Genomic DNA, 20,482 nt, shown 5'->3' with positions numbered 1-20,482 from the left:
AGGAACGGTTTTATGAAAACAGAAATCTGGAATGGACATCAAATAAGATTTGTTCAAGTCAAAGAAGAATGGTGGGCGGTTCTTTCAGATGTAGCTAACGCTATGGAACTTAAACCAAAATATGTAAAAGAACGTTTAGATGATGAGGTCGTTTCAACCGACCACGTCCCAGACAAACTTGGAAGAATGCAAGAAATGCTAATTGTAAATGAGTTTGGTATTTATGACACCATTTTTTCAAGCAAGAAAAAAGAAGCCAAACAATTTAAGCGGTGGGTTTTCAACGTTATTAAAACTCTGCGTACTCAATCAGGCTTAGAAGGATTTGAAATTTTCAAAACACTTGATAAAGAACATCAACGCAAGATGATGAACCAACTTAATCAATCGCTGTCACACCCAGTTCAGTTAAATTTTATCAAAGCTAACATAGTGGCTAACAAAGCAGTATCGAACAAATTTGGTTTTAAGAAAATGGTCAAGAAAAACAATATGACGCCGCAGATGTTAGCAGAACGTGAACATATTTTAGAAGATGTCGTAAACCTAATGGCTTTGCAAGATAAATACGGCTTGAACATTTCAGTCAGCAAGACAATTTACAATTCTGAAAAGTCAAAAGAGCCACAGCCAGTTTAGAAAGGAGCGATTTTATGGAGTTTACAGTAAGAAACTTTGATGCGAATGGAAAGGAATTTGACCCGGCGAAAGTCGTTTTGCCGTTGGAACTTTCACGAGAAATTTTAGCAATTGAAAGAAGCGGAAGTGATTAGGTGCTATTGGGGGTGTTGGCTGATCAAAAAAATAGAAGCCTATTGCGAGTAGGCTTCATTACAAATATTTCTTACAGAAAGTATACCACAGAAAGGACAAAAAACATGAACAGAATAAAAGAGGTTAAAGACAAAATTAGAGTAGTTAAGCACTTCATTGGATTGATCTGGGTTGGAGAAACTGAAACACTTACAAATTCATACAAAATGTTAGGCGTGTTAGAAGATGAATTATCAGAATTAATTTTGGAAGAAGATGAAGTAAATGTCAGTCAAGATTAACAAACTCGAAATCGAAAACGTCAAGCGGGTTAAGGCAGTAAAACTTGAACCTAGCCAAAATGGATTAACTATCCTGGGCGGTGCTAACAACCAGGGGAAAACAAGTGTACTTGATGCGATCGCTTGGGCACTCGGTGGTAATAAATACAAACCGTCAAAAGCAATGCGAGAAGGTTCAGTGATTCCGCCAAAATTGCATATTGTTATGAACAACGGCTTAATAGTTGAACGGACTGGGAAAAATTCAAGTCTGAAAGTAATTGACCCCAATGGAGAAAAGGGTGGTCAACAGCTACTAAATGATTTCGTTGAAGAATTAGCCTTGAATTTACCAAAGTTCATGGAATCGACGAATAAGGAAAAAGCAAAAATCTTACTGCGAATCATTGGTGTTGGTGACAAGCTTTACCAGCTGGAACAGCAAGAACAGGAAATTTACAATCAGCGTCGTGCGATCGGACAGATAGCTGATCAAAAAGGTAAGTATGCTAAAGAACAGCCTTATTTTCCGGATGCGCCTAAGCAGCTAGTTGATGTTAGCGAGCTAATCAAACAACAACAAGCAATCCTGGCTAAAAACGGCGAGAATGCTCGAAAGCGCCAGCAAGTCAAAGAAATTCAAGGACGTTTCGAGCTTGAGAATCAGCAAATCAAGCAACTTCAGGAACAACTAGCACAGCTACAAGCCAAACACGCTAAAACTGAAGCAGATTTGCAAATAGCTCAAAAAGACGCGCTAAGTCTGCACGATGAATCAACGGCAGAGCTTGAGGAAAATTTATCGCAGATTGACGAAATCAATCGCAAAGTTAGAGCTAATCTCGACAAAGATAAGGCCGAGGACGATGCAAGACAGTACGCCAATCAGTACAACAAGCTGACTGAACAAATTGAGCAAGTTAGGAAAGATAAAGCCGCACTGCTGGATAACGCTAAATTACCTTTGCCAGGATTATCTGTTGAAGACGGAGAGTTAACTTATCACGGTCAGAAGTGGGACAACATGAGCGGTTCAGATCAACTGAAAGTATCGACTGCGATTGTTCGTCAGCTGAAACCAGATTGCGGATTTGTTCTTTTAGACAAGCTTGAGCAGATGGACCTAAATACTTTGAATCAGTTTGGCGATTGGCTCAAAGAACAAGACTTACAAGCTATCGCCACACGAGTTTCAACGGGTGGGGAATGCAGCATTGTAATTGAGGACGGTTATGTTAAAGGACAAGAACAAACTGTTGAACAGCCTAAACCAGCAACGGGTTGGACAGGGAAAGGAGCATTTTAAAAAAATGAGCAGATTTATCGACCGTACTGGTAAAAGATATGGAAGATTAACTGTGATTAGTAGGATACCACATGAAAAATATGAAAAACGTCCTTTATGGCTTTGCCAATGTGACTGTGGAAACGAGATTGTGGTTCCTTCGAATAGTTTAGTTTCTGGGAATACTAAAAGTTGTGGATGCATCCATTCAGAACAACTAGCAAAAAGAAATAAATTAAATGGAACACATCATGGATCTCATAGTCGTTTATATAATGTATTTCATTCTATTCAACAACGCTGCTATGACAAAAATCGTAAAGATTATAAAAACTATGGTGGGCGTGGGATTGTAATGTGTGATGAATGGAAACACAATTTTAGCGCTTTTAAAACATGGGCTTTATTAAATGGATATAAACCAAATGCTAAATATATGGAATGTACTATTGATCGTATTGACGTTAACGGACCATATGCTCCAGAAAACTGTCGCTGGGTAGACGCAAAAACCCAAGCTAATAATCGAAGAAAGAGAGGTTCAAAAAAATGAATATTACAAGCGGAATCATTCCAAAACCGCAAAAGGTGGTGATTTTCGGAGTCGAAGGTATTGGTAAAACTACTTTTGCAAGTCAGTTTCCAGATCCGCTGTTTATCGACACAGAAGATTCAACTTTATATCTGAATGTTAACCGATTTGACAAGCCCACCAGCTGGGAAATGCTATTACAGCAAGTTGAATATGTTAAGACGAATAAGCCTTGCAAAACATTAGTAATCGACACGATGGACTGGGCCGAAGAATTATGCAAACAACATTTGATGCAAAAAAATGGGTGGAATGCAATTGACGCTACTGGATATGGAGCACGGTACGTAGCATTAGCCGGCGAAATTGGAGGGCTGCTCAACAAATTAAGTGAAGTAATTGAAGCTGGCATCAATGTTGTAATCACTGCACATGCTTGGCTACGGAAAAAAGAAGAGCCTGACGAAATGGGCGCTTATGATCGCTACGAATTGAAACTTGAAAAAAAGACTGCACCACTCGTTAAGGAATGGGCCGACATGGTATTATTTGCCAATTATAAAACTCTGATTTTAACAGATGAAAAAACAAACAGCAAAAAAGCAACCGGTGGGCAACGCGTTATGTACACTACGCATCGGCCAACATGGGATGCAAAGAATAGATTAGGTTTACCAGATGAATTACCATTCGACTATTCTCAAATTGAACAGGCATTTATGAAAGCTACTACACCAGTAGCACCGCCAGTCAGTGAGCCAATTCAACCAGCAACTCCACAAGCTAAAGCCACTGATCAAGAAGTAGGGCCGGTTCCACCGAAACAACCAGATCCAGTCCCACAGCCAGACCCAGCGCCAGAATATTCAGAAGATATTCCAGATGTAATTCCGCAAAGTGTAGCTGATTTAATGAAGATTAACCACGTGACTTCTGATGAGATTACACAAGTGATTTATCAAGGTGGGTTCATGCCGGCGGACACGCCACTAGAAAATATTCCGGCTGATTTGTGGAAATATTTGGCAACCAACTGGGATAACACTTTGAAATTTCTAAAAAACAAAATAAGGAAGTGATGAAATGATATTAATTAATGAAGCATTATCTAAAAAAGAAATCATGTCTGAACTTGAAATTAGTACCGTGGGTAACGAGTTTAAAATAGTCGCAAGATCACAGAAACGTGGTCAGAAACTTCATGAACATGAATTTTACTTCACTCACAATGGTATTTCGGCATTGATTGGCAATTTAGAGGCAATTCAAAAAATAGCTGAAGCAAGAAAGGAAGATTAATAAATGAATAATAACGAAAACGAGTTTCTAAATTGGAATGAAGGTTGGGTAGCTGAAGAAAGTGAGTTCACTTTACTGCCTGAGGGAAATTATCCATTCCAAGTAACAAATTTAGAACGCAAAATCTATTCTGGTCAAAGTAGCAAAATTCCCAACGGTGCGCCTTATGCGGAGGTAACAGTCGAAGTTGATGGCGGCGAAAAAGGTAAAACGACTATCAAAGAACGATTGTACTTGATGAAAAAATTCACCTGGAAACTGACACAGTTCTTCAATTCGATTGGGCAAGTGCAAGAAATCGGTCAGCCCTTCCAGCCTAAATGGAATCAAGTGATTGGAGCAAGCGGCCAGGCGAAACTAGAAGTAAATAACTATACAGACAAAGACGGCAACAAAAAACAGAATAATCGTGTAAAAGAATTTTTGAAACCTACCGCCAACGCTGGTGTAGTTCAGCAACAACCAAACTTCAACCAGCAAGCACCACAACAGCCAACACAACCTAATCAGCAATGGGGACAGCAACAGGGACAACAGCAAGGCGGATTCCAAACAGGAGCATTTTAAAGGAGGTTAAAAATGAGACTCAATACAGGAATTGAGAAAGGATTGAAAAACGTTATTAAAAATGTTGGCGAAGCACGTCCAATCCTTCAATGCGCACACTTTGAGAATGGAAACGTCGTTGCAACTGATAGCCACCAACTTATCAGATTTAGAAATATAGCTCCTAAAGATTTAAGTTTCAATCTGAATTTAACTAATTTTTATTTTGACGATGGAAATTATCCGGAAATTGACGAACTAATTCCAACCAAATTTGCTACTAAATTTGAAATAAACATCAACAAAGCTGTGGAACTTATTCCGCTATTAAAAAGTTTGCCAAATGATTTTATTAATTGCACAAAAATGTCGGTTGACAATAGCAAGATGATTTTAGAAAACGAAGTGCTAGATAGTACAAACATTAATCAAAAGCTAAACGTTGATATTGAAAATTTCTCTGGTGAGGAAATGAGCATTAAGTTTAACAGCAAATGGTTAGTGAACGCCTTAGAAAGCATCAAAGAAATAAAGAAATTTGGAAATGTTGAATTTAAACTCCAGGAAAGCATGTTAAAACCATTCTTACTGGTTTATGAAAACTTAGACTATTTGATTACACCAATGAGAACTTTTAGGGGGTGAAAACAATCGAATTAAGACCATATCAACAAACAGCACGTAAAAAAGTTGAATCAGAATGGGAAAAGGGACATAAGAAAACCTTATTGGTCCTCCCAACGGGATGTCACTCGTTAGAACAAAATTTATTAATGTCAGATGGTTCATTAAAAAATGTTAAAAAAATAAACGTTGGTGATGAACTATTAGGTCTTGATGGAACACCAAGGAAAGTTCTTTTTAAACATGCAGGTTCTGAACAAATGTACAAAATAATTCCTATTAAAGGAAAACCATTTATTGTTACAGAAAATCACAAATTAACTTTAGTAAGAATTAATGAAAAAAGTAGAAGAAAATACCCATGTGATTTTTTAAATGGAAGATTAATTGATGTTTCAGTTAAAGAATATTTAACTTGGTCTAAAAATAAAAAGCATATTCACAAGTTAATAAGAAGCAGTGAAATCAAAAATTTCAAAGGAAATAAAAAAATTACAATTGATCCTTATTTTTTAGGGCTGCTTTTAGGAGATGGAGAAATTAAAAATTCCATCGAACTAACAACAATGGATAAAGAAATAAAAAAAGAAATAGATGAGCAATGCAAAGTTTACAACATGAAATATGTTAAACATCCTACAGGAAAAGCTTTTACTTACACGTTTAAAACAGGAAAACTTGGAGTTAAAGGAAGCAAACTGCATAGACAGTTAAAAGAATTAGGCGTAAGAAGAAAGGGTTCTTATGACAAAGAGGTTCCATTTGCATATAAAACCGGATCTTTAAAAACAAGATTGAACGTTATTGCAGGACTAATTGATACTGATGGATCCTTAACATGCAATGGATATGATTATATTTCAGCTTCAAAAAAGCTTGCTTATGACATGACTTTCATGTGTAGATCCGTCGGATTGGCGGCTTACGTAAAAAGCTGCATCAAAAAATCACAAAATGGATTTAAAGGAACGTATTATCGAGTTTCTATTAGCGGTGAATGCTCGAAGATTCCTTGCCACATTGAAAGAAAAAAAGCTTTGCCTAGAAAGCAGAAGAAAAATGTTTTAAGAACTGGATTTAAGATTGAAAAATTAGATTCAAGAAAATTTATAGGATTTACTGTTGATAAGGATAATAGATATTTACTAGATGATTTTACGCTTACACATAATTGTGGAAAGACGATCGTGTTTGCCAAAGTGATTGAAGATTGCGTTAGAAAAGGCGAACGTGTTCTAGTCCTGGCACACCGTGGAGAGTTGTTAGAACAAGCTTCAGATAAGCTAGCCAAAGCGACAGGACTTAAAACAGCAACTGAAAAGGCTGAACAGACTAGTCTAGGCAGTTTCTATCGCGTAGTAGTCGGGTCCGTTCAAACATTGCAGAGGTCAAAAAGGCTGAATCAGTTCTCTAAAGATTACTTTGACACGATTGTAGTCGATGAAGCACATCATTGTATTTCAGACGGTTACCAACGAGTTCTAAATTATTTTGAAGGTGCCAAAGTTTTAGGCGTAACTGCTACAGCAGATCGAGGCGATCAACGAAACTTAGGCGAATATTTTGATAGCTTGGCTTACGAGTACAGCTTACCAGCCTCGATCAAAGATGGGTATTTAACGCCAATCAAGGCGCTGACAATTCCATTGAGATTAGATATTTCAGGTGTTAAGCAACAGGCCGGAGATTTTAGCAGCAAGGAACTAGGCACTGCATTGGATCCATACCTGGAACAAATAGCTGACGAGATGGTTAAAAATTGCATGAATCGCAAGACAGTTGTGTTTTTACCGCTTGTCAAAACGTCAAAGAAGTTCACTGAAATTTTAAATCGACACGGATTTAAAGCTACTGAAGTCGACGGAGAATCAGATGATCGTAAACAGAAATTAGCTGACTTTGAAGCTGGAAAGTACAACGTCTTATGTAATTCAATGCTGCTGACGGAAGGCTGGGACTGCCCAAGCGTTGATTGCATTATCGTTCTAAGACCGACAAAAGTCCGCGGTTTGTATTCGCAGATGGTAGGGCGCGGAACTCGACTTTCACCAGGTAAGAAAGAACTGCTGTTACTAGATTTTCTGTGGCACACGGAGCGTTTAGACCTATGCCATCCAGCACACCTTATTACCAAAAACAACGAAGTTGCTAAAAAGATGACTGAAAACATCCAGGATTCTACTGCGCCAGTTGACATTGAAGAAGCAGAAAAAGAAGCTGCTGAAGATGTTGTCGCGGAGCGTGAGGAGTCGCTAGCTAAGCAATTAGCTGAAATGAAGCGTCGTAAGCGTAAGTTAGTTGATCCGCTACAGTTTGAAATGTCAATCCAAGATGAAGATCTTTCGAGTTACGTTCCAAGTTTTGGCTGGGAAATGGCTCCGCCAAGTGACAAGCAGAAGAAAGCACTCGAAAAAATGGGTATTATGCCAGATGAAATTGATAATGCTGGGAAAGCAGATATTTTATTGACCAGATTATCAATGAGACGTCAAGGCGGTTTGACTACACCTAAACAGATTCGATTTTTAGAAGGCCGAGGATTCCGACATGTAGGAACTTGGCAGTTTGAAAGTGCTAGCAAAATGATTAACCGAATAGCGGCGAACGGTTGGCGCACACCACATGGCATTAAGCCAACTGAGTACAAGCCTGAAGAATTAATGACAGTATAACCACCACAGTCTGGTGACATCAGCATGGTTCGATTCCATGCTGTGGCATAGTTTGGCCAAACTAAATATTTTTTTGAAAGAGTGACCGAAATGAAACGGATCAAGAAAGGAAATCATTTAGTTAACGTTAAAGATGTTCATGGAATACTTCATGAAAAGGCAGTAATTACAGAAATTTATAAAAGTACAGTAGTAATTTTAGACTGTGATACGAAAACAAAATGGATTGTTCATAAAAAAACAATCGGGGTTAAGCCAGATAAACAACCTAATTGGCTAAAATCTAAAAACCACTTTGATTTAGAAGCTAGTCAGAAACGAGGTAGTATGCCGCATTTCGATGAAATGAATCAGTCAGTGTTTAAGAAAAAGGTGTATTACTAATGGAAAAATTCAACTTATTGGACCCGTTAGCTGCAATTGACCCAACAATGCTTAGTTATCAGGAGTGGTGCGATGTAGGCATGGCTTTAAAGCATGAGGGCTATTCAGTTAACGACTGGGACAGCTGGAGCCGAAGCGATGCAGGTCGATATCACGAAGGCGAATGCGAGCGGAAATGGAATACTTTCAAGGGTACTAATACGCCTGTTACGGGTGCGACAATCACCCAGATGGCAAAAAATAACGGTTGGCAGCCACATGGAAGTAATCCGGATGGCAATGAATTTATTGGCTGGAATGACAGTTTTGTAACTTCGATTGATAAAGATTATAAGATTATTAATCCGGATTATATTGGTGGGCAAGCCATTAAAGAACCGACCGCTTGGAACCCAGCACAACAAATTATTGATTACTTAAAATCATTGTTCGACATGGGCGAAGTAATCAGATTCGTTAACGATGCTTGGTACGACGATAACAACGATAAGTGGAAACCAGGCAACGGAGTTTACACACAAACAGCTGGGACTATTATCGAAAAATTGCAGAAGTCCAACGGAGACATTGGTGCGGTAATGGGTGATCCAGAGCCTAACGCTGGAGCGTGGATTTGTGTGAATCCTCTGGATGGTAAAGGTACGAAAAACAATAACGTTACTGACTACAGATACGTTTTAGTTGAAAGCGACACGATGGAATTGGAAAAGCAGAACGAATTATTGCGAAAATTGGAATTGCCAATAGCAACACTATCTTATTCAGGCAGTCGCAGCTTGCACGCAGTAGTTAAAGTTGATGCAGCTAATCTTCCGCAATACCAGGAACGCGTGGACCATTTGTACAAGATTCTTGAAAAGAATGGCTTACGAGTTGATAAGCAAAACAAGAACCCAGCAAGACTTACCAGACTTCCAGGCTTTCAACGCGGGGAAAAGAAACAGTTCTTAATTGCAACAAATCTTGGTCAAGATTCCTGGGACGATTGGAAAGATTACATTGAAGATATGAACGACAATTTGCCAGAAATGGAAAATATGTCTGATTTATTCGATAAGCCGATCATCTTAGCACCGGAATTGATCAGTGGAGTTTTGCGACAAGGACACAAGATGCTAATTGCTGGTCCGTCAAAAGCTGGTAAGTCATTCGCGTTAATTCAGTTAGCAATTGCCATAGCGGAGGGCTGGAAGTGGTTCAACTTCCAGTGTCAACGTGGGCGAGTTCTATACGTAAATTTAGAGTTAGACGAGCGATCAGCTAAAAAACGTTTTGTTGAAATTTACAATACATTAGGTCGCGGCCATGAACATGTTTCTAATATTGATGTATGGAATTTGCGTGGGAAAACCAGTCCAATGGATAAGCTAGCACCCAAGCTAATTCGTAGAGCAGAAAAAGCCGAATACAAAGCAGTCATCATTGACCCGATTTATAAGGTGTTAACTGGCGATGAAAACAACGCTCATGATATGTCATTGTTTGTTAATCAATTTGATTTAATCGCTACGGAATTAAAGTGTTCAGTCATTTATGCGCATCACCATTCAAAAGGGGCACAAGGTGGAAAAGCTTCGATGGACCGCTCATCCGGATCCGGAGTATTTGCCCGTGACCCAGACGCAATATTAGATTTAATCGAATTGCCAGTTGAGGAACCACGATATGATCAACGCGAAAATGAAGCAATTTGTAGTGTGTATCAGTCAGCTATCAAACACTTCAATTCAACTTATGAAATACCGCTTGATGACACGTTTAGTTTGAAACAAATGTCGCATCACTTATTAGCTGCACTATCCGGATTACCGAATTCAAAGCAGATTTTAAAACAAATAAACGAACGTAAAAATGCTGCAGTGACAGCGATTCGTCAAGCAACAGCATGGAGATTATCCGGAACACTGCGCGAGTTTCCTAAATTTGCGCCAGTCAATGCCTGGTTCCAATATCCTATTCACGTTTTGGATGATAGTTTGCAGGACATCAAAATTGATGATGATCAAAAAACAAAGTGGAAAAAAGGGACGCAGAAAGCTAATCAGTCAAAAAGCGAAAAAGCACAACAAGAACTTGAAGAAGCATTCAACGTTTTGAGTGTTGACGGTGGACCAATTGAGGTTAATCAAATTGCTGATTACTTGGAAGTAAAAAGAAATACAGTTTATACACGAGTTAAAAAGAACAAAAAATTTATTATTGAAGATGGAATGATAAGAAAAACTAATAGTAATGATAATTAAAAATGTGTCGGCACTATTAGCTCCGACAGCTCCGACAAATCATGATTGTTCGTTGATAGCTAAATAGCTCCGACAGCTCCGACAACTCTCAAAAGCCCTGTCACACCGCTGTCCGTCTGTCTTGTCGTAGCTCTCCTTGGGAGAGTAGCTACGACAACAGACAGGAACGGACAATGAAATAAAATGAAAAATTAAAACGTAATAGATAAAATTAATAAAATAAAGAGTGATGAAAATGACAGAAAAAGTAATTCAGTTTTTTGTACCAATGAAGAAAATACCGACAGTCACACATCAGGAAAAACAGGTGTCAGTCGTAAAGGGCAAGCCAGTATTTTATGAACCAGCGGAATTAAGAAATGCACGGCAGTTATACATGGATATGTTTGGACAATACACACCCGAACAAAAAATGCCTGGTAAAGTTCGGATGACAATTAAGTATTGTTTTCCGTTAAAGGGTAAACATGGTGATGGGGAATACAAAGACACCAAGCCTGATTTAGACAACATGACCAAACTAGTTCAGGATTGCTTGACTAAATTAGGATTTTGGAAAGACGACAGATACGTAGTCAGTTTGATTGCTGAAAAATTTTGGGCACAGATGCCAGGAATATTTATCAGAATTGAGGATGTGGGATGAATGAATTGGAGTTTGGTATTTGCAGACGTTCAAAAGTGGATGCAGGCTTCAAATGTATTTATGCAGCAGCACCCGCTGGATAGCCAGGAATACTGGCACTGGTTAGTTGGCTCACTTGCACATTTAGAACAAAAGTATGACAGTCATCCGCTAGTGATTGAATTTTGCGTGGCGTTGATGAATTATCAGGAATACAACTGGAAAAAGCTGAAAGGTGAGGAAAAATGAAAAAAACGGTTATTACAATTGGAGTTATTGTGGTTGTTGGTTTGATGAGTTTGGGGTGGTGTTCTTATTGGTTTTTAAGCCATACAGCAACTGGTATTAGAACAGTTAAAAATTTTCAATCTGAAACAAATAACGGAATTGAACGTGACATAACAGTTTATAACGCTGACGGCAAAGCGATTATGCACTTCAAAGGCAAATTTGATGTTTCACATCAAAACAGATCGCTTCAATATGTAGATCAGCACAATCGTAAACACAACATTTATTTTGGTGATAACACAACGGTTATCGTTAATGAATTGAAGTAGGGAGAGAAGAAAAATGAAATACGAGGATGTTAAAAAGTTAGAAGCTGGCGACAAAATAGTTATCAGACTAGCCATTGATGATGTTGATAGATTAAATGAAATTTTACCTAATACAGATGAAAAAGAATGGTTCTCTCTCCAGCTTTATAAAACACAGATTTTAGGTAAGGTGTCTGATTTCTGGCAGCAGAAAATCAGATTTACCAAAGCTGAGAAAGCGGAATTTGATGATATTCGTACGAGAACAAGAGAACTCTTTAGGGCATTTGAGGCTATCGGAAGCCCTGACACTTACTATCCACACTTGAAACATTGGATAAAAAAAGATGACTATCCACTTTATCGCAATGACCGTGAGATTTTATTCGCAAAAGCGTGGTACTGCCCCGAATGGATCCAAGTAGAAAAAGAGAAGGAATATTATATTAAGATTTTAGGAAACTATTTAGTGCGAAGCTCCAGTATTGAGTTAGTTAATAAAAAGGCTGCCGATAAATTTACTATAAATGAAATTTTAGAAATGAACTCATGGCCAAAATTTGCAGAAGTTGATTTAACCAAGTGCAAGGAGGTTATCGAAAATGAAAACTAGAGAAGCATTACTAAAAGAGTTTGAAGAAGAACCAACTGCTAAAAAGTTCAGTAAGTCCGATAAAGTAATTCATTTTACACCGGCAGAGCTTAAGCAGATTTTAGATGCTCCAACCAAGGCGCAGACAATATGTGGGTATTGCCATGATGAACTTGGGGTACCAAAAAGTAGAAAGGAATGTGTTCATGATGTAAAGGCTATTGGTAAGGATGTATATAAAGAAAGCTATTTAAATGATATTAAATATTGTGATGTGTGTGGACGCAAGCTAGGAGAGTGATTGAATGAAGCATGGAGCAAAGGTTGTTTTTAACAGTAAGGGTGAAATGATCTTAAAAAGCAGGCTATCTAATAGGGATTTATCGGCCTTAATTAGACTTGCCGCTAAATTAATTCTTGAAGATTCTGATTCTAAATTTACAGTTGAATAAGTATTGCTTGGATTGTCTATGAACTTAGATTATAAAAAACAGTATGGATATTGTGATTTCTGTAAGGATGAATACCCGACTATGGAGTATCAAGGATTTAAGTTTTGTCCTCATTGTGGAAGCCATATAGGAAAGTTTGGAGATGAGTAACATGTGGGTGTCGATATGTTTAATTGCTTTTATGATTTTATGCGGTTGGATTGTTTATTTAGATAAGAGGTGAGTTAGTGAGTGATTGAAGAAAGATTATCAAGTAAGGAAATGGCAGGGCTTGAAGCAGATTTTATGAAGATCGCAAAGGTGGATAAATTAATCAAACGACGAGAATTTGAAATTGAATGGCCTTTTCGTGAATTTGAAGATGAAAATGTGGGTGGTGGCCGAAGCTCCGTAACTGTGAACAAAGCAGAAAAAATTCTTGAAGCTAAAGAAAAAGACAATTACTTGCAACGTTTATATTATTTACGAAGCGTGAGAGATACTGTTTTAGATGTTATGACTGAACAGCAGAAAGAAATTTATAAGCTGAGATTCTGTACGAATGATTATTACGATTGGCTCATGGTCGGCAAGGTATTGAAACCTCAACTTAGCCGTGCGCAGATCTATCGGAAACGGGAAAAGTTATTGGAGCTTTTAGCGAAAGAAGAAGGAATATTGCCGAAATGAGACTATATATTGTTTTTTCTCATCGAAAAAAGCATAAAATGATAGTGTGGGATTTGTAAGTAATCTTACACTTTTCATCCTTTCACATTCTAATGGCAGCTAGGAAAGACTAGCGGGTTAGTGCATATCCCGTCTGAAGCTGGAGGACTAAAGCACATAGCTGGTATGAACCCGCAAAAAATCCATTTATTCTGATACCAGCTAAGAAGATGTAAAGCATTTTAATTTTATTATGTTTAATAAGATTGAGGTGTTTGAATTGTAAGCCGGTGTGAATCCGGCAATACATATTTGTCCTGAATGACGCTAAACTATCAAACCTCCACAATTATTTTATCAGTAGCAATCAGCGATGGTTGCTATTTTTGTTGTATAATTTATGAGATAAAATAATTATGATAGGGGAAGATGTTATGGATTTGAATTCTGTTGTAAAAGATTGTCAATCTGTTATTGAACATGTCCTTGAAAAGATCAGAAGTAAAAGAAAGATTGAAACGTTTGATATTGCTATTTTAGGACTATTAATTTCTCAAAGAAACAAAGCTGATTCTATTAATATTCTTTTTGAAAATTCTAAATATTCAGAGATACCTATACTTTATCGAACTTTCTTTGAGCAGGAAATGTATTTGAAATTTATATTTCAAAAAAACACTATAGAAAGAGCAAAAGTGTTTTACCTTCACGAAAAATATTTAAATGTAACGAAAACAGATAATATAATAAAATCTTTAGGAAAAGATAGTAAAAAAGCTTTGCACTTAAAGGCAATAGTGGACCAAAAAATCAAAGAAGATAATTCGAATTTTAATAATTTTGAAGAATTATATAAAGATCGTTGTGAAAGATATGAAAAGTATTTTAAAGGTATAGAAAAGAAAAAGATTAGAAAAAAATCTTGGTATTCATTTGAAAACAAGAGTATCTCTAATATGAAAAATTTAATGAAGAGTTTAGGAAGTGGGGAGTTTTATGATGGAACATATGGGCTATCATCTGATGCGGTTCATGGTTCAAATGCACCGGGTATATTAAAACTAGTAGATATTGACAAAGAAAAATCAATTGGAAATTTAACGGAATCGGTTCCAATACCTGAATGGGTATTAGAAAATATCAGATCTGCACTATATTTAGAACTAATTGAATTTATTAAATTTTATAAGATAGATAAAGATAAAGATATGCGTTCATTGAAAGCGAAAATAGAAATAAATACTTTATTACAACATTAGCACTTTTGCAGCTATTGAGCTGCTTTTTTTATGCGCAAAACAAAACACTTTCAGGAGGTGGTGGACATGAATGCCTAGAAAAAGAAATCCAAAACGAGAACAAGCACGACAGATTTGGCTTGATTCAGGTGGCAAAAAGAAATTAGTAGATATTGCTGATGAACTCGGTATTAGTCCATCACAGATTCGCAAGTGGAAGTCACAAGATAAATGGAACGATGATTTAAAGGGTAACGTTACTAATAAAAAGGAACGTTCCTCTATGAAGGGCAATCAATACGCCAAAGGCAATCCAGGTAATCCACATGCTTCACCACCGAAAGGGAATAAGAATGCGGTTAGTCATGGATTATTTGCCAAGTGGCTTCCGGAGGATACTCGTGAACTGGTCCAAGAAATTTACACGTCTAAGCCGGAAGATATTATTTGGAATAATATTATGATTCAATATGCTGCAATCATTCGTTCAGTGAAAATAATGAATGTGGCTAGTGAGTTTGATACTACTAGCGATGTTACTGAAGTAGATTTAAATCCAATGATTGTAAATAAAAAAACTGGCAAGCCTGCTCAAACTAAAGAGGTTAGACAGTATCAATATGCCTGGGATAAGCAAGCTAACTACTTGCAAGCTTTGTCACGTGCCCAATCAACGTTAGGAAACTTGATTAAACAGTTTGTTAAGATTGCTGATGAAACTGACGAGCGGAGAAAGAAGCTTGCGTTAATGGACCAGCAGCTTAACATACTTGAAGCCAAAGCGAAAATCTTAAACGACAATGGAAACGATACAGAAACAAAAGTATCTAAGTATCTGGATAAACTTGATGAAGCGTTAGGCGGTGACGCAGATGGCGCTAAGTAAGCTATACACACCTAAGCAGATTCAAGTATTGCAGACTTTAAAGCGTACAGATTGGCGTTTGCTGATCAACTACGGCGCAGTTCGTTCAGGCAAAACTGTTGTGGATAACGATGTGTTCTTATTTGAACTAAGGCGAGTTAGAAAGCTAGCTGACAAGTTAGGCGTGGACGAGCCAATGTACATTCTGGCTGGTTATTCGAGTAAGTCACTCCAAAATAACGTGCTGCAGGAATTATCAAACAAGTATGGTATTGATTTTAAGTTTGATAAGCACAATTCGTTTAAACTATTCGGCGTTAAGGTCGTTCAAACATTCACCGGAAGTATTGCTGGACTTGGTGCTATACGTGGGATGACAAGCTTTGGTGCATACATTAATGAAGCCAGCTTAGCCAACGAAGAAGTATTCAACGAAATTCTTAATCGTTGTTCAGCACCACATGCACGCATTATCTGTGATACTAACCCTGACGTACCAACGCACTATCTTAAAGCTGATTATATCGACAATGATGATCCAAAGGCCGGTGTAGTCAGCTATCATTTTGTACTTGATGATAATACGTTTTTACCACACGATTACATTCAACATATGAAAGCCGGAACGCCTAGCGGAATGTTCTATGACCGTTCGATTTTAGGATTGTGGGTATCTGGCGAGGGCATGGTGTATCGTGACTTTAACAAAGATGTGATGGTTATTCCTAAATCAAAATTACCAGGTAACTTGACTTACTATGCTGGGGTCGACTGGGGCTACGAGCATAAAGGAACGATCGTAGTTATGGCTGATGATGATCAGGGCAACACCTATTTAGTCGAAGAACACACGAAGCAGTACAAAGAGATTGATTATTGGGTTAGAGTTGCTAAGGAAATCCAGGGCCGATACGGTAGCCGTATTCGTTTCTGGGCTGATTCAGCAAGGCCAGAACATGTGGCACGTTTCAGACGCGAACATCTGAATTGTTATAACGCAAATAAAAGTGTGCTGAGTGGTATTGAATCAGTTGCAAAGCTGATGAAAGATAGCCACTTTTTTGTTGTAAAAGAAGCAATAGATAAGTTCTTAGATGAGATATATCAATACATCTGGGACGAGAAAACAGGTATGCCAGTAAAAGCTAATGATGATGTGCAAGATGCTGTGCGTTATGCAATTTACAGTCAGCATAACGAATTAAATAAAGCAACGGTGGCAGTAAAGCCGATGTGGTTAAGAGGGTGATTAAAATAGATTCGATTAGTTTGTTAAACTGGGGAAAAGATAGAAGTTCAGATGTTGCAGTTGATCCAGAACTGCTTGGTGATATAAATAATCCAAACTTCGATGCTATTAACTACGCTATCAATGCACAGCAGCAAAGAATTGAGCGCTTCGACTTGCTAGAAGATTACTATCAAGGAAATCAAACAATTGTTCAGCGGCAACTAAGCAATACGCTAGGAAAAGCCAATCAGAAAGTTTTAGCTAATCATGCAAAGTATATTACTGATATGAATGTAGGATTCACAACTGGTAACCCTCTCTCAATTGCTGCAGCGGAGGGTAAAAACATTAAGCCTATTCAGGAATCGTTTGATGAGATGGATGTTGATTCACACAACACAGAACTAGAAAAAGACTTAAGTGTATTAGGTTCAGCATATGAACTGCTATACATTAAAAAGACTGATGCAGAGAATACCGAGATGGCTATTCAAAAACTAGATCCGCGAAGAACTGTTTTAGTAACTGACGACACAGTTGATCATAATCCACTATTTGGGATTTACTATTTTCCTAAATTGGATTTGTTAGGAAACCCGAACGGATATTTGATTACTGTTTACACACAGAAAAGTATTATTGCTTATCGTACAAAAATAGGATATGGACTGTCTGATACCAATATCGTTGATGGATATCCGCAAACTACGCCGCATTTTTTTGGTGATGTGCCAGTCGTAAGCTATCAAAATAACGAAGAAAAACAAGGTGATTTTGAACAAGCAATTAGTTTAATTGATGCGTACAATGAATTGCAATCTGATCGAATAACCGATAAGCGAAACTTTGTTGATGCTATTCTAGTCCTATTTGGATTCACATTAGATGATGAAAATAGTATTGACAAAGCACACTCAGTTATTCAAGCACCGCCTAAGACAGGCGATAATGCGGCAGACGTCGAGTGGCTGACTAAGTCTTTCGATGAGTCACAAATGCAAACGCTAGCTGACTCAATCAAAAATGATATTCTACAAATGACATATGTGCCTAACTTGTTGGATCAAAACTTTTCAAGTAATGCCAGTGGTGTGGCAATTAAGTACAAGTTGTTTGGGTTGTATCAGCTGTTGGCTACTAAAGAACGCTATCTCGCAAAAGGAATACGCAGGCGCATGCAACTAATGCAAAATGTTTTAACTCTCAAAGGACAGCAATGCGATGCCAATGGTGCAATCATTCATATTAATCCCAATATTCCGGTTGATATGTCATCGATTATTGGCGACATTAAGAATGCTGATGGAGTAATTCCTCAAAAGGTTGCATTGAGTTGGTTGCCTGGTCAAAATGACCCAGACGAAATGATTAAAGAGTTAAATCAAGAAAAGCAAGAGAATATTCAGCAGCAACAACAAGCGCTTGACGGTGATGCACCGACTGAGGGTAAAACAGTTGATGATAATGGCAACGTGGTAGACAAACAGCAGAAATCAGATGATCAATCATGATTAAGGCTGTTTTTTTTGTACGTAAAAAAGAAATCATCGGATTTGAAATAAGCGGACATGCTAATTATGCTGCTAAAGGTTCAGACATTGTGTGTGCAGCTGTTTCAGTTTTAAGTGAGTCTGTTGCTAATGAATTATCCAATACAGTTGTATATCAAGAAAGTGGTTTAAAAGTTAGCTTGATACCACCAACGTTAGGTAACAAAGTGTTATGTAAGTTGCTGCTTGATAGCTTAAAAGAAATTAGTAAGGAGTATCCCAAAAACTTGGAGGTGACAGTATATGGCAAATGATTTAATTGGTGAAAACATTAAAAGAATCAGATTGTCGCTTGGAATGACTATGGAAGATTTCGGAAAAATGTTTACGCCCCCTGCTGCGAAAAGTATTGTATCAAGGTGGGAAAAAGATGAGAGCTTGCCAAGTCCTAAAAGGCTTAGAAAAATAGTTGAATTAGGTAATACTACTATTGAAAATCTGCTTCATGGCAACTCTAAGAAAGGCTCCTTAATAATCTGGTTCAAGAATGGTCAGACTGCGAAATTTAAAGATGTTAAAATCACTGGACGCGGTTCACTTTTAACTTTCACCTACTTTTCTCAATCGGATTTGGTTAAACGTGATGCAGCTTTTAGCTTTGATTATATTGCTGGTTACTCGTTCGGATATGAGGACTCGCCATGGACTTAATTAAGATTATCAATATATTGATTGGCATTCTAGTTGTTTTGGGAATAATAAACATAGTTTGGTTAATTTACTTGCTGATGCTTTTGTTTTGACGAGGAGGTGTGATTATTGGCAGACAAGAAAAAGTTAACTTACTGGCAGTTGCGTGCAATCCGCAATGAAGAAAAGTCACATGAAGCTGCTAATAACAAAATACCGATAATCACTAATGCTTATATTCGTGCGCAAAACTATTTAACTGGTGAAGTACAACAGATTTACCGCCGATATTTCACGAATGGTCCATACACTGAAGCTCAAGTGGAAGAAATTCTGAATACTCATGTCAGTCCCACTGAGTTAGTAACTCTGCGAGCATTAGCCAAGAATATTACTGATAGCGAGTCAAAGAAACAAGTTACTGATTATCTGTCAGCACTAGCTGCTAAAGAACGGATAACTCGCTTGGAAGAGTTGAAAGCTAAGTCATACATTGCTGTCAAACAGGTTTCAAGCGTGGAAGTGCAGGAGTCAACTGATCTATACACAAAAGTTATTCAGCAAGCCTGGAATGAAGCGACTGCTGAAGGTGTGATTGGTGCTGTTGGCAAAGATGTGAAGCTATTTGAAAAAGGTTATGTGCCCCAGATTGACAAAGAAACCAAGCAAATTAGCATATTAAATCCTGAAACAGGTAAAGAGGTTACTAAGGTTAAAGCAGTACCAGAAAAGGCGATAACGAGCTTTAAAGAACTATCAGGCAAGTATGTTAAAGCAGCACTCAATACACCTTTTTACGGCAGGAACTATTCGCAACGTATTTGGCATAATACTGACAAACTGGCTGAACGACTGAGTGAGCTGTTTACTGCTCAACAAATGAGTTGGATGAGTGAACGAGATATGGCCAAGGCTATATCTGAGGAGTTCGGCAGTGGCATGGCTAATGCCAAGCGATTGATTAGAACAGAAGCTAATTTCTTTCACAGCACAACTAAAGTAGCTGGTTGGAAACAGCGAGGTATTGAAGAATACGAGTTAGTAGCAGTCTTGGATAAACGTACGTCGGCTATTTGTAGGCATATGGATGGTAAGGTGTTCAAAGTTAGTGAAGCCAAAGTTGGCATAACTCTGGATCCATTTCATCCACATTGTCGGACCACACCAGTTGTACATTTTGCAAGTAGTGAGTATGCAGACACACGAACAGCAAACAATCCGAATACTGGCAAGCAGTTTAAGATTGACCAGGACAAAACCTATCGTGATTGGGAGCAGATAATTAACAGTGAAAGGAAGAAATAGTCATGAAAACATTCAAACCAAGTGATTTAAAAATTAAAATCAATGTAAAACACCATAAACTGCTAGTTTTATGGGCACTTGTAGCTAAAATCTTCAGATTCGATATTAAATGGTTATTTAACTTTTGTGTGAAGGTAGGTTGATAATTATGCGTTGTTGTAGCGGCTGTGGGTGCATGGCATTTTTTG

At 37.8% G+C, this 20,482-nt stretch carries 25 protein-coding genes; all 25 read left to right on the top strand.

The window, feature by feature from the left end; translation table 11 throughout:
* The first annotated feature begins 12 nt into the window (after positions 1–12).
* The 25 genes from FC89_RS03180 to FC89_RS03065 all read left to right on the top strand — a co-directional run bounded on the left by FC89_RS03180 (position 13) and on the right by FC89_RS03065 (position 20,294).
* Positions 13–639, top strand: a complete 627-nt coding sequence (locus tag FC89_RS03180; protein WP_057871106.1) for a BRO-N domain-containing protein — start codon at positions 13–15, stop codon at positions 637–639.
* A gap of 149 nt (positions 640–788) precedes the next feature.
* Positions 789–1,055: a hypothetical protein gene (locus FC89_RS03175; protein WP_157060644.1), complete on the top strand. Its 267-nt coding sequence runs from the start codon at positions 789–791 to the stop codon at positions 1,053–1,055.
* Positions 1,039–2,340, top strand: a complete 1,302-nt coding sequence (locus FC89_RS03170) for an AAA family ATPase (protein ID WP_057871104.1) — start codon at positions 1,039–1,041, stop codon at positions 2,338–2,340. The genes FC89_RS03175 and FC89_RS03170 overlap by 17 nt, the downstream gene beginning before the upstream one ends.
* Before the next feature lie 4 nt (positions 2,341–2,344).
* Positions 2,345–2,872 (top strand): hypothetical protein, encoded by a 528-nt coding sequence (locus FC89_RS03165; RefSeq protein WP_057871103.1) that lies wholly within the window; start codon positions 2,345–2,347, stop codon positions 2,870–2,872.
* The gene (locus tag FC89_RS03160) at positions 2,869–3,930 is read left to right on the top strand and encodes an ATP-binding protein (protein WP_057871102.1); all 1,062 of its coding nucleotides are present in this window, start codon (positions 2,869–2,871) and stop codon (positions 3,928–3,930) included. Before FC89_RS03165 ends, FC89_RS03160 begins: the two co-directional genes overlap by 4 nt.
* A gap of 4 nt (positions 3,931–3,934) precedes the next feature.
* Entirely contained in the window at positions 3,935–4,150 is a 216-nt protein-coding gene (locus tag FC89_RS03155; protein WP_057871101.1) for a hypothetical protein, read from the top strand.
* 3 nt (positions 4,151–4,153) lie between these two features.
* Positions 4,154–4,717: a hypothetical protein gene (locus tag FC89_RS03150; RefSeq protein ID WP_057871100.1), complete on the top strand. Its 564-nt coding sequence runs from the start codon at positions 4,154–4,156 to the stop codon at positions 4,715–4,717.
* Positions 4,718–4,729: 12 nt separating this feature from the next.
* The gene (locus FC89_RS03145) at positions 4,730–5,341 is read left to right on the top strand and encodes a hypothetical protein (RefSeq protein ID WP_057871099.1); all 612 of its coding nucleotides are present in this window, start codon (positions 4,730–4,732) and stop codon (positions 5,339–5,341) included.
* Between the two features lie 5 nt (positions 5,342–5,346).
* The gene (locus tag FC89_RS12980; RefSeq protein ID WP_057871259.1) at positions 5,347–7,992 is read left to right on the top strand and encodes a DEAD/DEAH box helicase family protein; all 2,646 of its coding nucleotides are present in this window, start codon (positions 5,347–5,349) and stop codon (positions 7,990–7,992) included.
* Positions 7,993–8,082: 90 nt separating this feature from the next.
* A complete protein-coding gene (locus FC89_RS03135; protein WP_057871098.1) occupies positions 8,083–8,376 on the top strand; it encodes a hypothetical protein in 294 nt (97 codons plus the stop codon).
* Positions 8,376–10,619, top strand: coding sequence for an AAA family ATPase (locus tag FC89_RS03130; protein WP_057871097.1), 2,244 nt, complete (start codon positions 8,376–8,378; stop codon positions 10,617–10,619). The genes FC89_RS03135 and FC89_RS03130 overlap by 1 nt, the downstream gene beginning before the upstream one ends.
* Positions 10,620–10,854: 235 nt before the next feature.
* Positions 10,855–11,265: a RusA family crossover junction endodeoxyribonuclease gene (locus FC89_RS03125; RefSeq protein ID WP_057871096.1), complete on the top strand. Its 411-nt coding sequence runs from the start codon at positions 10,855–10,857 to the stop codon at positions 11,263–11,265.
* A complete protein-coding gene (locus tag FC89_RS03120) occupies positions 11,266–11,493 on the top strand; it encodes a hypothetical protein (protein ID WP_057871095.1) in 228 nt (75 codons plus the stop codon).
* Positions 11,490–11,804, top strand: coding sequence for a hypothetical protein (locus tag FC89_RS03115; RefSeq protein ID WP_057871094.1), 315 nt, complete (start codon positions 11,490–11,492; stop codon positions 11,802–11,804). Before FC89_RS03120 ends, FC89_RS03115 begins: the two co-directional genes overlap by 4 nt.
* 13 nt (positions 11,805–11,817) lie before the next feature.
* Positions 11,818–12,396, top strand: coding sequence for a hypothetical protein (locus FC89_RS12675; RefSeq protein ID WP_057871093.1), 579 nt, complete (start codon positions 11,818–11,820; stop codon positions 12,394–12,396).
* A complete protein-coding gene (locus FC89_RS03105) occupies positions 12,386–12,676 on the top strand; it encodes a hypothetical protein (RefSeq protein WP_057871092.1) in 291 nt (96 codons plus the stop codon). Before FC89_RS12675 ends, FC89_RS03105 begins: the two co-directional genes overlap by 11 nt.
* A gap of 4 nt (positions 12,677–12,680) precedes the next feature.
* A complete protein-coding gene (locus tag FC89_RS12530; protein ID WP_157060643.1) occupies positions 12,681–12,827 on the top strand; it encodes a hypothetical protein in 147 nt (48 codons plus the stop codon).
* A 231-nt stretch (positions 12,828–13,058) separates the two neighbouring features.
* A complete protein-coding gene (locus tag FC89_RS03100) occupies positions 13,059–13,496 on the top strand; it encodes a DUF722 domain-containing protein (RefSeq protein WP_057871091.1) in 438 nt (145 codons plus the stop codon).
* Positions 13,497–13,909: 413 nt separating this feature from the next.
* Complete coding sequence (locus FC89_RS03095; RefSeq protein WP_057871090.1) at positions 13,910–14,734, top strand: DUF5677 domain-containing protein; 825 nt, start codon at positions 13,910–13,912, stop codon at positions 14,732–14,734.
* A gap of 70 nt (positions 14,735–14,804) precedes the next feature.
* Positions 14,805–15,599: a phage terminase small subunit gene (gene terS / locus FC89_RS03090; RefSeq protein ID WP_057871089.1), complete on the top strand. Its 795-nt coding sequence runs from the start codon at positions 14,805–14,807 to the stop codon at positions 15,597–15,599.
* Complete coding sequence (locus FC89_RS03085) at positions 15,586–16,827, top strand: PBSX family phage terminase large subunit (RefSeq protein ID WP_057871088.1); 1,242 nt, start codon at positions 15,586–15,588, stop codon at positions 16,825–16,827. Before terS ends, FC89_RS03085 begins: the two co-directional genes overlap by 14 nt.
* Positions 16,824–18,320 (top strand): phage portal protein, encoded by a 1,497-nt coding sequence (locus FC89_RS03080; RefSeq protein WP_235804370.1) that lies wholly within the window; start codon positions 16,824–16,826, stop codon positions 18,318–18,320. The genes FC89_RS03085 and FC89_RS03080 overlap by 4 nt, the downstream gene beginning before the upstream one ends.
* Positions 18,317–18,613, top strand: coding sequence for a ribosomal-processing cysteine protease Prp (locus FC89_RS03075; RefSeq protein ID WP_057871087.1), 297 nt, complete (start codon positions 18,317–18,319; stop codon positions 18,611–18,613). Before FC89_RS03080 ends, FC89_RS03075 begins: the two co-directional genes overlap by 4 nt.
* Positions 18,603–19,010 (top strand): helix-turn-helix domain-containing protein, encoded by a 408-nt coding sequence (locus FC89_RS12290; RefSeq protein WP_083485388.1) that lies wholly within the window; start codon positions 18,603–18,605, stop codon positions 19,008–19,010. Before FC89_RS03075 ends, FC89_RS12290 begins: the two co-directional genes overlap by 11 nt.
* Positions 19,011–19,118: 108 nt before the next feature.
* Complete coding sequence (locus FC89_RS03065) at positions 19,119–20,294, top strand: minor capsid protein (protein ID WP_057871086.1); 1,176 nt, start codon at positions 19,119–19,121, stop codon at positions 20,292–20,294.
* Positions 20,295–20,482 lie beyond the last annotated feature (188 nt).

This window comes from Liquorilactobacillus ghanensis DSM 18630, from assembly GCF_001435235.1.
GTDB classification, from domain to species: Bacteria; Bacillota; Bacilli; order Lactobacillales; family Lactobacillaceae; genus Liquorilactobacillus; species Liquorilactobacillus ghanensis.
Note: the sequence above shows the minus strand (reverse complement) of the source record. Positions and strands in the feature narration are given on the sequence as shown.

Coding starts and splice junctions, on each gene's coding strand:
- FC89_RS03180 (WP_057871106.1), top strand. CDS start 13: ATGAAAACAGAAATCTGGAATGGACATCAAATAAGATTTGTTCAAGTC.
- FC89_RS03170 (WP_057871104.1), top strand. CDS start 1,039: ATGTCAGTCAAGATTAACAAACTCGAAATCGAAAACGTCAAGCGGGTT.
- FC89_RS03165 (WP_057871103.1), top strand. CDS start 2,345: ATGAGCAGATTTATCGACCGTACTGGTAAAAGATATGGAAGATTAACT.
- FC89_RS03160 (WP_057871102.1), top strand. CDS start 2,869: ATGAATATTACAAGCGGAATCATTCCAAAACCGCAAAAGGTGGTGATT.
- FC89_RS03155 (WP_057871101.1), top strand. CDS start 3,935: ATGATATTAATTAATGAAGCATTATCTAAAAAAGAAATCATGTCTGAA.
- FC89_RS03150 (WP_057871100.1), top strand. CDS start 4,154: ATGAATAATAACGAAAACGAGTTTCTAAATTGGAATGAAGGTTGGGTA.
- FC89_RS03145 (WP_057871099.1), top strand. CDS start 4,730: ATGAGACTCAATACAGGAATTGAGAAAGGATTGAAAAACGTTATTAAA.
- FC89_RS03135 (WP_057871098.1), top strand. CDS start 8,083: ATGAAACGGATCAAGAAAGGAAATCATTTAGTTAACGTTAAAGATGTT.
- FC89_RS03130 (WP_057871097.1), top strand. CDS start 8,376: ATGGAAAAATTCAACTTATTGGACCCGTTAGCTGCAATTGACCCAACA.
- FC89_RS03125 (WP_057871096.1), top strand. CDS start 10,855: ATGACAGAAAAAGTAATTCAGTTTTTTGTACCAATGAAGAAAATACCG.
- FC89_RS03120 (WP_057871095.1), top strand. CDS start 11,266: ATGAATTGGAGTTTGGTATTTGCAGACGTTCAAAAGTGGATGCAGGCT.
- FC89_RS03115 (WP_057871094.1), top strand. CDS start 11,490: ATGAAAAAAACGGTTATTACAATTGGAGTTATTGTGGTTGTTGGTTTG.
- FC89_RS12675 (WP_057871093.1), top strand. CDS start 11,818: ATGAAATACGAGGATGTTAAAAAGTTAGAAGCTGGCGACAAAATAGTT.
- FC89_RS03105 (WP_057871092.1), top strand. CDS start 12,386: ATGAAAACTAGAGAAGCATTACTAAAAGAGTTTGAAGAAGAACCAACT.
- FC89_RS12530 (WP_157060643.1), top strand. CDS start 12,681: ATGAAGCATGGAGCAAAGGTTGTTTTTAACAGTAAGGGTGAAATGATC.
- FC89_RS03095 (WP_057871090.1), top strand. CDS start 13,910: ATGGATTTGAATTCTGTTGTAAAAGATTGTCAATCTGTTATTGAACAT.
- terS (WP_057871089.1), top strand. CDS start 14,805: ATGCCTAGAAAAAGAAATCCAAAACGAGAACAAGCACGACAGATTTGG.
- FC89_RS03085 (WP_057871088.1), top strand. CDS start 15,586: ATGGCGCTAAGTAAGCTATACACACCTAAGCAGATTCAAGTATTGCAG.
- FC89_RS03075 (WP_057871087.1), top strand. CDS start 18,317: ATGATTAAGGCTGTTTTTTTTGTACGTAAAAAAGAAATCATCGGATTT.
- FC89_RS12290 (WP_083485388.1), top strand. CDS start 18,603: ATGGCAAATGATTTAATTGGTGAAAACATTAAAAGAATCAGATTGTCG.